Here is a 12,649-nt window from a genome sequence, read left to right as displayed (position 1 = left end):
GACTGGACAGACAATTCGAAAAGTCTGTGATTTTTCAATTTTCTAAGGTCGTGTTGTAACCCGTGTTGTACATCATGTTGTAAGTCCGTCCCGGTCGTGCGCACAAAAAAGTAGGCAGAAAATCTGATAGGCCATCGTCGAGCGGCCCCGTTTTCGAATTTAATTTCAGAGGGTTGGGGTCGGTCTGGAAAGTTTTTGCCCAGTTTTTCACCGACGAAGCTTTGGCCAGCTGGATTGGACGGATCGAGGTGGTCACAAAACCCCTCGGCGGGTTGCTCCCAGCGGGTGCTCTGAGCCACAAGACGAGCCTTCTCTGAAGAGCCAAAGATGATGCTGTCCCGTGGAGTGGTGTAGCTGGCGCTGATCGTCACCGTGATGCTCGGCGCGGGCCTGCTTGATCAGGATGCCGCGGCGGGCAGGCTGATGACGGCATCATCGCCCATCGGTGCGATGGTTTCCAGCGTCATGTATCTGGCGCGCTGGACGGCCCATTCGTCATTCTGTTCCAGCAGCAAGGCCCCGACCAGGCGGATGATGGCCTCGTCGTTGGGGAAGATGCCGACGACATCCGTGCGACGCTTGATCTCGCCGTTCAGACGCTCGATCGGGTTCGTCGAGTGTAGCTTGGCCCTGTGCTCCTTGGGGAAGGACATGTAGGCCAGCACGTCGTGCTCGGCGTCATCCATCAGCGTGGCCAGCTTCGGCACTTTGGGCCGGATCTGATCGGCCACGGTGCGCCACTGGGTACTGGCGGCCTCGGCGGTGTCTTGGGCGAAGGCTGTGGCGATGAAGGCAGACACGACCCGCCGCCCGCTTTTCCCGGCATGGGCAAGGGCGTTGCGCTGGAAGTGAACCCGGCACCGCTGCCAGGTGGCGCAGAGAACCTTCGAGACGGCAGCCTTGATGCCCTCGTGCGCATCGCTGATGACCAGCTTCACGCCCCGAAGGCCGCGGCGGGTCAGCTTACGCAGGAACTCGGTCCAGATCGGCTCGGCCTCGGAAGTGCCGATGTCCAAACCCAAAACCTCGCGCCTGCCATCGGTGTTAACCCCGATGGCGATGATGACGGCGACCGACACGATCCGCCCGCCGCGCCGGACCTTGAGGTAGGTGGCGTCAATCCAGAGGTAGGGCCAGTCGTCTTCGATCGGCCGGTTCAGAAAGGCCTTCACCTTTCCGTCAATCTCTTCGCAGAGCCGCGAGACCTGGCTCTTGCTGATCCCCGACATGCCCATCGCCTTGACGAGGTCATCGACGGACCGCGTCGAGATGCCTTGAACATAGGCCTCCTGGATCACCGCCGTCAGGGCCTTCTCGGCCATGCGCCGCGGTTCGAGAAAACCCGGAAAGTAGCTGCCTTTCCGCAGCTTCGGGATCCGCAGCTCGACCGTCCCGGCACGCGTCTCCCAGTCACGGTCGCGATACCCGTTGCGCTGCGCACGCCGCGTGGGGTCCTTCTCGCCATAGGCCGCGCCCGTCACAGCGCCTACCTCCAGCTCCATCAGCCGCTCGGCGGCAAAGCCGATCATCTCGCGCAGCAGATCAGCGTCGGGGGCCTTCTCCACGAGGTCGCGGAAATTCATCATGTCGGTGGTCATCGGTGGTCATCGGTGGTCCTCTTGGTCTTGGGGTGGCGTTAGCAACCAGACCCTAACCGAACATCGCCGGTGACCACCTCAGCCAGAACCTACACCACGCCCCGGGACAGCATCCCAAAGATCACTACTTGAAGGCGTCCCGCTCGTACAGCGCGACCTCGCGACGCTTGTCGAGATAGGTGGCGAGATCCGAGAGGTGGACGCCCTTCGCGCTTTTCTGACTGCGCTCCGATCGCACCAGCGGCAGATCGATTTCGCCGGAACTGACCTTCCTGAGGAACTTGGGCAAGGTCAGATGGGAAAAGTAGTCTTTGCAGACCGCATCGACCGGTACGACCGCGCGGCCATCATACTGAGCCATAAGGAGAAAAAGCGTGTTCATCGGTCAGTCTCGGTGGTTTCTCTGCTCCGCATCCTGACCTCAACCAAGTTGTCCATCAATGCGAGCGGGGGGCGGCGTTTGGCGGGATCAGGGTCCTTGATCGTGCAAAGGGCGGCAAGCGGCGGCGAAAAGTGGCGAACAAATGGGACAGAATGCGATCAAATCGGCGGACTTCCTGCGGACGTTCACCCGGTTTCAGAGAGCAAGAGGCGGGCAGGGGAGCCGTGACGGGTTAGTGGCTGGAGGAGAGGCCTCCGGCGCCCGTCGCGGGAGAAAACCCATGAATACCGAGATTATCGATGCCGGGCGTGACATGAGCGGCGGCTACAAGGTGGATGTGTCGCGCGGCACGAACGTGGACCGTGTGTCGTCCGAGTGGTTCTCGCGGCCGGATGACGAGCGGTATCTGTCGCTCGACGATCTTTTCGCATCGGTCAAGGGCCGGGTGGAGCGGAGCCGGACGCGCACTGTGGAGAGTGCGGCGATCCGGGTCGAGGCGCATCGCGACAACCCGGAGAAGCTGGGCCTTGTCCTGCCGGGCACCGATGAACCCATCGCGCCGACGCATTGGTCCTTCGGCCAGCTCTCGAGCCTCGTCGGTGCGCCCGCGGCCTATCTGCGGCAACTTCCCGCGCCGCTGGCCGGGATCAACCTGCAATACGGGCTGACCAACCACCGGGCCGAGCAGATCAAGACCATGGAGGTCGCAAACGGCCGCACCGAACTGCGCGCCGTGACCGGCCCCGACTATGGCCGCATCTACGACCACGAACTGGTCTCCGCCGTCCAGCGCATCGCGGGCAACGGCACGGGCGACACGCGCTGGAAGGTGCCGGGCGTACTCGACTGGTCGACCGGCATGTACAACCCGCGCGTGGACGTGACGAAGGACACGACGACGCTCTACGCCTCCGACCGCGACGTGTTCCTGTTCCTCGTCGATGACCTGAATCCCATCGAGGCGGGGCTGCTGCCCGATGGCTCGCCCGACCTCTATTTCCGAGGGTTCTACTGCTGGAATTCCGAAGTGGGGGCCAAAACGTTGGGCATCGCCAGCTTCTACCTGCGCGCGGTCTGCCAGAACCGCAACCTCTGGGGCGTCGAGGACTTCCAGGAGATCACGATCCGGCATTCTAAACACGCCGCCTCCCGTTTCGCGCATGAGGCCGCCCCGGCGCTCAGCCGCTTCGCCGAGTCCTCGCCCGCACCTTTCATCGACGGCATCCGCGCGGCGCGCGAGAAGATCGTCGCGCGGTCCGACGAGGACCGTCAGGACTTCCTGCGCAAACGCGGGTTCTCGAAGGCGGAGACGGGGCGGATCGTCGAGACGGTGCTGACCGAGGAAGGCCGCCCGCCCGAGAGCGTGTTCGATTTTGTGCAAGGGATCACGGCGGTCGCGCGGTCGAAGCCGCAGCAGGATGCGCGACTTGTGATGGAGGGGAAGGCGAAGGTGTTGTTGGAGAAGGTCGTTTAAGAACATTCGGGTGGCGGCTTTCGAACAGCGTCGCCGCCCGTTAAGGACACGATAGATCGCCGCCTTGCACGAAAGCCTCAATCTCGCCAAGTTGTTGATGAAGGTAAGTTTGAATTGCGACCGCGTCACCGCAGGCCTCTTTGGTCAATGTAAGGCGTTCGGTCGAAATAGGGGCCAGTTCACTCGGGAGAGCTAGTTGTCTTACATTATTGCGCATGTGGCATTCGATAAGTCAGGGAAGACCTATCCAGTTAATTGCCTCCGAACCGACATCGAAGTTGGAGACGAGGTTGTCGTGAAAATGAACAATCGCCCGCTTAAATGGGCGCGAGTTGATGATATCAACTACCTAAACTGGGATTGCCAAAATACTATCGAATGCCTCGCGAGCGAAGCCAAGTTTACTGCAGAAGGAATAGCTCTTCCACCTGGAGAATCCCTGAGCATTAAGGGTTTAGCACGCCCATACGAACTAGCCGTCCAGCTATTCAAGATGGGATGGCTACCCCGCAGAGCCGCCAGTAAGATGTACCGAAAAGCCTATTCTGCTGTAAACCAAACACAAACTGCCCTCATCTTGATTCGAAAAAATGGCATTGATGTTCAGATAATTGATGGTTTCCCTTCTGAAGAGGTGAAGCCGAATTCCGTGTTATCGATCAGCCGTACGGACGGTCCGTTTATTGGACAACCGTTTCATGGGAGCCGCCATAACATCTTAAAGCGCACTGCTTCATTTGCAGAAGCTTTCTTACGCGACGCCACGGGTCTAGAAGAGATGATAACTCCCTTGAAGACAACAAAAGTCCTGCCATCGCCGCCCCCTCGAACCCGCTCAGGAGAAGACGATCTCTATTCTGCCCTTGGTGGTTCAGGGGAGCCAATCTACTTGTCGGATGGTGTATGGCTAACATCGGGTGGAGGCGCACACGACTGGGGAAGGTAGCACTTGGCGCGCACATTCAACACATCAGAACATTAACACGACGGAGTCTATCCATGGCAATCATTACGAAATCAGACAAACTTGAAACGACCGGCGAGTTTAACCAGACAAAGATGGTGTCTGAGCAATATGTCTTGCTTCGCATTATCCACGAAACGAACAGCTACACGTTGATGACGGCCACGGCAAAGGAAGACGACGGCTCTTACATTGCATTTCCTGACCTAAACAAATTGGTTGCCGCCGCAGAAAATGTGCTGGGTCGAGGTGAGCGTTGCACCGACAATTGGGGTCGCCCGTATTTCATCTGCAAAGAAATTGATCACCCGAGAGGGATCCGGGATCTCGCTAATAGGATCGCTGAGTTACTCGATCTTCCCCCAGTCAATGCACCTTGGGCTGACGAAGAAATGCGAGATATATATGACGAATTCTCAGTTAGCGAAGACGGTGAGCCTGCTTATCTTTCGGATGGCGTTTACGTTAGCTCGCGTGGCCGACTGGAGGACTAGTACTGACCAATCTAGCAGAGATGTCCAGCCGACAGGTTTTTCCCCAATGCGCCTAGAGTAAGAGGGGTGCCGGGTTTTCCGTGACGGGTTTGGAGGTCGGGAGAGAGGCTCCCGGCTGGCCCGTCGCGGAGATATCCCGATGACCAAGCAACAGAAAATCACCCTCAGCGCCTCGCGCGACATTCCCTTCAACAGGCTGATGCTCAGCCAGTCGAACGTGCGCCACGTCAAGGCGGGCGTGTCGATCGAGGAACTGGCCGAGGACATCGCACGGCGGACGCTGCTCAGTTCCATCACCGTGCGGCCCGTGCTGGACGACAACGGTGCCGAGACCGGCATGTTCACGATCCCCGCCGGCGGGCGGCGGTTCAGGGCGCTGGAACTGCTGGTGAAGCAAAAACGCATGAACAAGACCGCGCTGGTGCCCTGCATCGTGCGCACGGACGGGCTCGCCGAGGAGGACAGCCTGGCCGAGAACGTCCAGCGGGCACCCCTGCACCCGCTCGACCAGTTCCGCGCCTTCCAGGCGATGCGCGAGAAGGGCCGCACCGAGGAAGAGATCGCCGCGGCCTTCTTCGTCTCGGCCAGCGTGGTCAAGCAGCGGCTGAAGCTTGCCGCCGTGGCACCCTCGCTGCTCGACACCTATGCCGAGGAGGAGATGACGCTCGACCAGCTCATGGCCTTCACGGTCAACCCCGATCATGCGCGGCAGGAGCAGGTCTGGGAGGCCCTGCAGCGGCACTATTCCCGGCAGCCCTACGAAATCCGCCGCATGCTGACCGAGGGTGCGGTGCGCGCCTCGGACAAGCGGGCGCAGTTCGTCGGGCTCGACGATTACGTCGAGGCAGGGGGCGAGATCCTGCGCGACCTGTTCCAACAGGACGACGGCGGATGGCTGCAGGATGCCGCCCTGCTCGACGTCATGGTGCGCGAGAAGCTCGCCGAGGAGGCCGAGGCGGCCCGCGCTGAGGGCTGGAAATGGGTCGAAGTCGATACCGAATTCCCCTATGGCCACAGTTTCGGGATGCGCCGGGTCCATGGCGAGGCGGTGCCCATGAGCGACGAGGAGGAGGCCCGCTACCAGGCGCTGAAGGCCGAGTACGATGCGCTCGAGGCCGAGCACGCAGAAGCCGACGAGTTGCCCGACGACATCGATACCCGGTTGGGCGAGATCGAGGAGGCGATGGAGGCACTCGAGGCGCGTCCGATCCAGTACGAGGCCGACGATCTCGCTCTGGCCGGGGCCTTCGTCAGCATCGACAGCTCCGGGCGACTGCGGGTCGAGCGCGGCTACGTGCGGCCCGAGGATGAACCGGTCGAGGAGGTGGAGGACACCGGCGAGGTCGCACCGCACGCGGCACCGGACGAGGATATCGATGACACCGTCGCGTCTACCATGGACGAGGAGGAAGAGGACGACGGCCTCAAGCCGCTTTCCGACCGCCTCGTCATGGAACTGACGGCCCATCGGACCCTGGCACTGCGCAATGCGCTGGCCCAGGACCCGCAGGTCGCCTTCCTCGCGGCCCTGCACGCGATGGTCCTGCGGCTCTTCTACCGCTACGCCGTCGACAGCTGCGTCGAGATCGAACCACGCAACGCCGCCTTCGGATCGCAGGTGCCGGGCCTCGGCGACACGGCCTATGCGCAGGCCATCGAGCAGCGCCACGAGACCTGGGCGCGGAACCTGCCGAAGGCATCCGAGGACCTCTGGGATGTGCTCACCGAGTTCGACAGCTGCAGCCGCGAGGCGCTTTTCGCCCATTGCGTCGCGATGAGCGTGAATGCCGTCCACGATCCCTACCAGCGCCGGCCGCGCGCCATCGCGCATGCGGATGTGCTGGCCGGAACCGTCGGGCTCGACATGGCCAAGGCGGGCTGGACGGTGACAGGCGACAGCTACCTTGGCCGCGTGACCAAGGCGCGCATCATCGAGGCCGTATCCGAGGCGAAGGGTGAGGACGCCGCTGACCGCATCGCGGGGCTGAAGAAGGCCGAGATGGTGACCGCCGCCGAGGACCTGCTCGTGGGCACGGGCTGGCTGCCCGACCCGCTGCGCACGCCGCTGCTGCCGGAAGAGGACGCGCCTGAGATCGAATTGATCGACGACGCCGACACCGGCGAAGCGCAATCGGCGGAAGACGGCGGCGAACCGGCTATCGGAGATTCCGACCCCTCGGGAGAAGATGATCCCGTCGCCGGTGACGCCTTTGTCCGGACCGCCGCTGAGTGACCTTCGAGCAGCACGGGACCTTCCACCTAGGTTCCTAACACAGGGGTCCGTCAGTCATGGCGGGCCCCTGATTTCGTCCAAGCCTGATGGAGGTCGACATGACAAGCTCCGCCGCCGATCTCTCGCGCCAGCTTGCCGAAAATGCCGAGGCGGTGTGCCGGCATTATCTCTCGAACGGACGGAAGCAGGGCCATTACTGGCTGGTTGGTGATGTTCAGAACACCACTGGGCGGTCCATGTTCGTTCGCTTGTCCGGGCCAGCCACCGGCACCCGTGCTGCCGGAAAATGGACAGATGCGGCCACGGGGCAGCATGGCGACTTGCTCGATGTCATCCGCGAAACCTGCGGCTTGGTCGACTTCAAGGACGTTGCCGTTGAGGCCCGACGTTTCTTGAGCCTGCCTTTGCCCGACCCGGATCGACAGCATTCTCCACGGTCACAGACACCGGCTGCCACAGGATCTCAGGAAGCGGCGCGGCGTCTGTTCGCAATGGGTGCGCCGATCCGCGAAACTCCAGTGGAAACCTATCTCCGCGGGCGTGGCATCGGAGCGATTGACCAAACGCCAGGCCTGCGGTTCCATCCCGCCTGCTACTACCGGCCGGAGGGCGGCGGGCCAGTTGCGCGGCTTCCGGCCATGCTCGCTGCCATCACCGATCTTGAAGGCCGGCAGACCGGGACCCACCGCACCTGGCTACGCCCGGACGGGAGCGCAAAGGCAGATGTCGACACGCCGCGGCGCGCGATGGGCGCCTTGCTCGGAAACGGAGTGCGGTTCGGCGCGCCCGGTGACGTGCTCGTCGCGGGTGAGGGGATCGAGACGGCTCTTTCCGTGCGCTCGGCCTTGCCAGACATGCCGGCCCTCGCGGCTCTGTCATCGGGGCACCTGGCCGCCATCCAGTTTCCCGCTGGCTTGCGGCGGCTCTACGTGTTGCGCGACCGTGATCCCGCAGGCGCGGCGGCGAGGGATCGACTTGAGGCACGCGCAGCCGAGGCCGGAATCGAAGCTCTGACCCTCACGCCGCGATTGGCCGACTTCAACGATGATCTCCGGCGCTATGGTCTGGTAGCCTTGCAATCGCGGCTGCGGCTTCAACTGCACGCCGAGGACGCCGCGCGGTTCGTGCCGGTGTGACAGGTCGGCAATCTCTCTGGCGCTGGACGGCTCACGGCGTCGCTTTCGGAGGGTTTTCCCGCGCCGGGTCCCGTCAACGGGAAACGCCGGCGCGCACGGCCTTCTCAGAGGGCAGGAGGCCCACAATCGGGACGGCCCGGCAATGGCCGCGCTCCGGCTATTTTCCGCCACGCCCCGGCGGGGCGCTTTGCATCGCGAGGCAAAATAGCCGGGTTTGGCCATCAAGGCCCTCGCGAAAGGCTCGGGCTGCCAGGCCGTCCCGCCCGTGGGCGCGTTCCTGCCACGAAGGCCGCGTGTGGCGCGCGGCTCCCCCGAGGAAGGAACCCGCAGATGACCCTTGATCCCGAAACCGATGCCCATGAGCCGCAGCACAGCACGTCCTCGACCGCCCATGTCCTGACCGAACTCCAGCTCTACGGCTGGCGCCCCTACGAGGATGAACCCGATCCGCGCCCCTTGCCCGAGGGCGACCAGATCGCCGGTGCCGTCGCCGATATCCTCGACGCCCTTGTCGCGACGCTTGGTGACACGCGGCTCGAGCCCGATCTCGACGAACTGCTCTGGGGCGCCGTCAACCTCTTTCACCGCGCGCTGGTCCGCGCCGAGCGGCAGCTCGACGACAACGAACAGGCGCAGCGGCGGCTGCAGCGGGAGCAGGACGGCTCCGAGGTGAAATCCCTCGAACTCGAACGCCTCGTGGCCGAGGGGCAGAGCATGGTCGAACGGCGCACAGCGCTGGAACTCTTCCGTGACCTCGCCGCCGAAGGCTTCGAACATCACCTCGGCAAGCCCTGGCACCCCCGGACCGGCTCGCGCGTCAGCCATCGCAACCTGACCGCCGCGATGATCGATAGCAGGGATTTCATCGCCGCCCGTCGCCGGGCCGAGACGCAACTGCTTCTGCCCGAAGGTCCCAAGGTGGCCGTGACCGGCGGGGCGGATTTCAACGATCACCGGTTGATCTGGGCGCGGCTGGACCGCGTCCATGCCAAGCACCCGGATATGGTGCTGCTGCACGGCGGGTCACCCAAGGGCGCGGAACTCATCGCCTCCCGATGGGCCGATCACCGCAAGGTGCCGCAGGTTGCCTTCCGGCCCGACTGGACCAAGCACGGCCGCTCGGCCCCATTCAAGCGCAACGACGCGATGTTGGACGTCCTGCCAATTGGGGTCCTGGTCTTCCCGGGCACAGGGATCCAGGAGAACCTCGCCGACAAGGCGCGCAAGCTGGGCATTCCGGTCCTGAAGCATGAGGGCGGCGCGTGAGCGCTGCTTTCTTCTCGACATGCACATCATGCGGCTACCGCGTCAGACCGGACGTTCATGCCCATCGCAGCAAACTGCCGGTTCGAGCCCAAACCTACTGAATGCTGCAGGATGCACGGATGTCTGCAATCACGGAGAAACCAAAGACATTAGACCGTTTCGTGGGGTTTGAACTGGGTTTGTTTTTTGAGCTCTAGCACTGGACTATTCACAAGGACTTTTAGCCTCAATACTTCACATCGATGGTTCCAACCAGATCATAAAGAGCTGTTAAGCTTGCGTCTGAAAGCGGGGTGTCGTTCGCACGCATCATGTCGATTTCCGTTTTCTGGTTGCGGATATCGAGCTTCTTAAGTGATCGCATCCGAGAGATGTCAGGCGTGACATGAGTCAGCCTATTTCCGCTCAGGTCGATCGCATTTACATCCGCGAGCCTATGAATTCCATCTTCCACCCGGCTGATTTGATTGTCCTCAAGGTCAAGCCTCTGCAGCGATACGCAATGGTATAGTTCGGTCGGAATGGCGGTAATCTTGTTGTTTGTGATGCAGATGCCTTGGAGCAAGGGAAGTTTTGCAATTTCGGCCGGGATCTCCGTGATCCCATGGCCTTCGGTCACCAACAAGAAACGCAAATTGTTGAGATCACGAACATTCCGGGGCACTCCAGCCTGCTTGTAGAAAGTTGCATCAAAGCGCTGAAGTTGAGGCAGGTTGTGGTCATTTGCCCACTCAATGATGCGGCTGAAGTTGCGAGACGTATCTACGGCACGTTCGTTGAGGGCGCTGCTGCTACGATGCAGCTTGTTATTGATTGCTGTATAGTCGCCGCTCTTGGCAGCATCGACAAGCGCCGATGAACTCACCCCCGCCATAGAGGTGATCGTATATGACAGGTTGATGGCTTCTTGGACTTCGAATGCGACATCAAGGGGAAGCCCCATATTCCAACCGCCAGCTACATTTTCAAACCACTCCAGACATTTGGCATTCTCCATTAGTGCGCTGAACTGTTTGATCAGGGGATGTATTTCACTGTTGGATTTCGTTTTTGAAAAGGGCCACATACTTTTTTCTCACAGTAATTTTTTGAACGGGCCGAGTGGCCTGTCTCTTTTGGTTACACTTGCACAGCTGAACCCAAGGGATCGATCCGTTTGCGCTAGCTCTCTTGGCTCAAAAAATCCGCTGCCGATTGAACGACCTCTGGCTGCGGATTTGTCATCGACCAAAGTTGGTCACCGTAATCACGGCGCAAAAGGTATTCATGGATGTCGTAAAGCATCAAGCGCCGCAGCTGGCGCATGTCAGGTTCGTCGTAGGAACATAGAAACATGTTGAGCAAGGCTTCCGAGTGGGAGTATGCTGCGAAATCAACAGGGCCATTCACCTTTTGAGCGATGAATCTCGCAGGGTAGAGCGCAAGAAACTCTTTGGCTTCCGGGTAGACATCGGGGTCTTCAAATCGCGCGACATTGTCCAATTCGTTGAAGAAATGGTATTCTGAAAGTGGGTGGCGATATGGCTCATACTCGCTTCCAGCGCCCCTGAAAGTTACCCCCCAAATGCGTTGTGCGACATACCGCAAGTCGGAGAATGATTCATTGTGGGCACGGAAATCTTCAACCAGTTTTTCCCTTGTCCCGTTCCGATAGTTTTCCACGTAGGGGGATACTTCTTTGATATCGGCCTCTATCTCGCTGATCATCTCTTGATTTTGTTCTTGATCTAAGCGCAGCGCCTGCCAGAGATCGTCAAGCGCTTCTTTGTGGCGAATCTTTTTTACCAAAACTCTTGCGCGATTGAGATAAGGGGCGGGATTTGGGCAGGCCTCAATCGAAGCTGAGTAGAGCAGAAACGCATCGTGAAAATGTTCTTGGGCCGCTGCGGCAACGCCAAGGTCAAAAAGACGTTGGCCCTCGGCGTAGCCTTCCGGTGTCTGAGGAGAGGTCTTTCGAAATTTTTTAAACAACCGAGTTCTCCTGAGGAATCTACGAGTGATTTCCGTCTGTTGAAGTTACAGGGATCCAGTCAAGTGAGCTACGATCAAAATCAAGAACCGTCATCCTGCCTCCACCTGCAGGTGTAACTTCTACCCGGATACGCCCTTCTGTTTCTTTGTGAGATATCGCCTTCGCAAGCGCGTCATCAAGGCTTATGCAGCGAATGAAATCCTCGTTTTCGAAGGTAAGCAAAACGAGGTCGTGCATAGTTGTTTAGTCCTTATTGCTTATTCGTTACCGGCACTTCCGAAGCAAAACACCGATAAGAGAGCCTTACCGCTATCTTGTCATTGAACGCGGTTCCGGAGCACCCTACGCTGCTGCTCTTGTATCTGACAAGACCGTCGAACCGGCTAGCCTTAACTGCACGCCCTTCTATCTGCGCTTTCGCAAACCCTAAGAATATAACGGTTCGTTGAACGGCTTTCATTGAAGCCTACATGGGCGCAGCCGCAGCGAAAGTTCACTTTGTCCCGCACTGCCGTCCTTGGCTGGATCATGCGCGAAGGTCCGCTTCTGTATGATGCTCGGCTTGGGCAGCACATGGAATTGGGGCATAATCCAAACAGCAGAACCGGCGAAGCAGCATAGTCGCAGGCGGTGCGCACATTCGGGCAGCCTGTCGTGAACCCCACAGTCACCGACCCCTGGAGGCGTCCATGTCGCTTGTTCTTCTGGCTATTTCTCTGTCCATCGCTCTTGGCCTGCTGGCCTTTCGCTTCGCGATCTTCGCACTGCCGGTCATGGCCGGGACCGCCGCGTTCCTGCAGGTTCATGGTGGCGGTGCCGGTTTCGGCCTGTCCTTCCTTGCCGGCCTGGCGGGGGCTGCTGCATCCGTCGCGCTTGTGATCGCCATTCTCGGCTTCGCCCGAAACCCCTTCCTCCGCCTCGGGGCGCTTGGTCTCTTTGCGGTGCCCGCCGCCGTGGCGGGCTATGCGCTGGCTCATGGCGTCGCGAAACATGCGCTCGAGCCGGGTGTGATGCTGACGCTGATCTGCGGCGGCTGCGGCGCAGTCGTGGCGGTTGCGGCGATGATTAACCTCAATGCCTTGGGGCAGGGGCTTCTCGACCCGTAGACCTTGGTTGCCGTCGAACCTCTT

The 12,649-nt window shown here is 60.6% G+C and carries 12 protein-coding genes; 7 read left to right on the top strand and 5 right to left on the bottom strand.

Annotated features, from left to right (window positions below):
* Positions 1 to 34: 34 nt before the first annotated feature.
* From GGR17_RS00175 to GGR17_RS00165, 3 genes are all read right to left on the bottom strand, one after another.
* Positions 35 to 256: a hypothetical protein gene (locus GGR17_RS00175; RefSeq protein WP_162231816.1), complete on the bottom strand. Its 222-nt coding sequence runs from the start codon at positions 254 to 256 to the stop codon at positions 35 to 37.
* 142 nt (positions 257 to 398) lie between these two features.
* Complete coding sequence (locus GGR17_RS00170) at positions 399 to 1,598, bottom strand: IS256 family transposase (RefSeq protein WP_054538581.1); 1,200 nt, start codon at positions 1,596 to 1,598, stop codon at positions 399 to 401.
* 124 nt (positions 1,599 to 1,722) lie between these two features.
* Positions 1,723 to 1,980 (bottom strand): pyocin activator PrtN family protein, encoded by a 258-nt coding sequence (locus GGR17_RS00165; protein ID WP_054538582.1) that lies wholly within the window; start codon positions 1,978 to 1,980, stop codon positions 1,723 to 1,725.
* Between the two features lie 280 nt (positions 1,981 to 2,260).
* On the opposite strand from GGR17_RS00165, the gene GGR17_RS00160 reads away from it, so the two are divergent.
* The 6 genes from GGR17_RS00160 to GGR17_RS00135 all read left to right on the top strand — a co-directional run bounded on the left by GGR17_RS00160 (position 2,261) and on the right by GGR17_RS00135 (position 9,547).
* The gene (locus tag GGR17_RS00160) at positions 2,261 to 3,454 is read left to right on the top strand and encodes a hypothetical protein (protein WP_054538583.1); all 1,194 of its coding nucleotides are present in this window, start codon (positions 2,261 to 2,263) and stop codon (positions 3,452 to 3,454) included.
* Between the two features lie 196 nt (positions 3,455 to 3,650).
* Complete coding sequence (locus tag GGR17_RS00155) at positions 3,651 to 4,400, top strand: hypothetical protein (protein WP_157445538.1); 750 nt, start codon at positions 3,651 to 3,653, stop codon at positions 4,398 to 4,400.
* 53 nt (positions 4,401 to 4,453) lie between these two features.
* Positions 4,454 to 4,912, top strand: a complete 459-nt coding sequence (locus GGR17_RS00150; RefSeq protein WP_054538584.1) for a hypothetical protein — start codon at positions 4,454 to 4,456, stop codon at positions 4,910 to 4,912.
* A 139-nt stretch (positions 4,913 to 5,051) separates the two neighbouring features.
* Complete coding sequence (locus GGR17_RS00145) at positions 5,052 to 7,145, top strand: ParB/RepB/Spo0J family partition protein (protein ID WP_054538585.1); 2,094 nt, start codon at positions 5,052 to 5,054, stop codon at positions 7,143 to 7,145.
* Positions 7,146 to 7,243: 98 nt separating this feature from the next.
* Positions 7,244 to 8,281, top strand: coding sequence for a DUF7146 domain-containing protein (locus tag GGR17_RS00140; protein ID WP_054540356.1), 1,038 nt, complete (start codon positions 7,244 to 7,246; stop codon positions 8,279 to 8,281).
* A 330-nt stretch (positions 8,282 to 8,611) separates the two neighbouring features.
* Positions 8,612 to 9,547 carry a DUF2493 domain-containing protein gene (locus GGR17_RS00135; protein WP_054538586.1) on the top strand — a complete coding sequence of 312 codons (936 nt, stop codon included), beginning with the start codon at positions 8,612 to 8,614 and terminating at the stop codon, positions 9,545 to 9,547.
* Positions 9,548 to 9,773: 226 nt separating this feature from the next.
* Here GGR17_RS00135 and GGR17_RS00130 read toward each other — a convergent pair whose 3' ends face one another.
* Together GGR17_RS00130 and GGR17_RS00125 are read right to left on the bottom strand one after the other, a co-directional pair.
* The gene (locus GGR17_RS00130; protein WP_054538587.1) at positions 9,774 to 10,613 is read right to left on the bottom strand and encodes a leucine-rich repeat domain-containing protein; all 840 of its coding nucleotides are present in this window, start codon (positions 10,611 to 10,613) and stop codon (positions 9,774 to 9,776) included.
* A 95-nt stretch (positions 10,614 to 10,708) separates the two neighbouring features.
* On the bottom strand, positions 10,709 to 11,518 hold the full coding sequence (locus GGR17_RS00125; RefSeq protein WP_157445539.1) for a tetratricopeptide repeat protein: 810 nt from the start codon (positions 11,516 to 11,518) through the stop codon (positions 10,709 to 10,711).
* 690 nt (positions 11,519 to 12,208) lie between these two features.
* Here GGR17_RS00125 and GGR17_RS00120 point away from each other — a divergent pair.
* The gene (locus tag GGR17_RS00120) at positions 12,209 to 12,625 is read left to right on the top strand and encodes a hypothetical protein (protein ID WP_054538589.1); all 417 of its coding nucleotides are present in this window, start codon (positions 12,209 to 12,211) and stop codon (positions 12,623 to 12,625) included.
* Positions 12,626 to 12,649: the final 24 nt, after the last annotated feature.

Source organism: Actibacterium naphthalenivorans (assembly GCF_014196965.1).
Taxonomy (GTDB): Bacteria; Pseudomonadota; Alphaproteobacteria; order Rhodobacterales; family Rhodobacteraceae; genus Actibacterium_A; species Actibacterium_A naphthalenivorans.
This window is presented reverse-complemented; position numbering and strand designations above follow the sequence as displayed.

Coding starts and splice junctions, on each gene's coding strand:
- GGR17_RS00135 (WP_054538586.1), top strand. CDS start 8,612: ATGACCCTTGATCCCGAAACCGATGCCCATGAGCCGCAGCACAGCACG.
- GGR17_RS00165 (WP_054538582.1), bottom strand. CDS start 1,980: ATGAACACGCTTTTTCTCCTTATGGCTCAGTATGATGGCCGCGCGGTC.
- GGR17_RS00150 (WP_054538584.1), top strand. CDS start 4,454: ATGGCAATCATTACGAAATCAGACAAACTTGAAACGACCGGCGAGTTT.
- GGR17_RS00140 (WP_054540356.1), top strand. CDS start 7,244: ATGACAAGCTCCGCCGCCGATCTCTCGCGCCAGCTTGCCGAAAATGCC.
- GGR17_RS00120 (WP_054538589.1), top strand. CDS start 12,209: ATGTCGCTTGTTCTTCTGGCTATTTCTCTGTCCATCGCTCTTGGCCTG.
- GGR17_RS00160 (WP_054538583.1), top strand. CDS start 2,261: ATGAATACCGAGATTATCGATGCCGGGCGTGACATGAGCGGCGGCTAC.
- GGR17_RS00130 (WP_054538587.1), bottom strand. CDS start 10,613: ATGTGGCCCTTTTCAAAAACGAAATCCAACAGTGAAATACATCCCCTG.
- GGR17_RS00145 (WP_054538585.1), top strand. CDS start 5,052: ATGACCAAGCAACAGAAAATCACCCTCAGCGCCTCGCGCGACATTCCC.
- GGR17_RS00170 (WP_054538581.1), bottom strand. CDS start 1,598: ATGACCACCGACATGATGAATTTCCGCGACCTCGTGGAGAAGGCCCCC.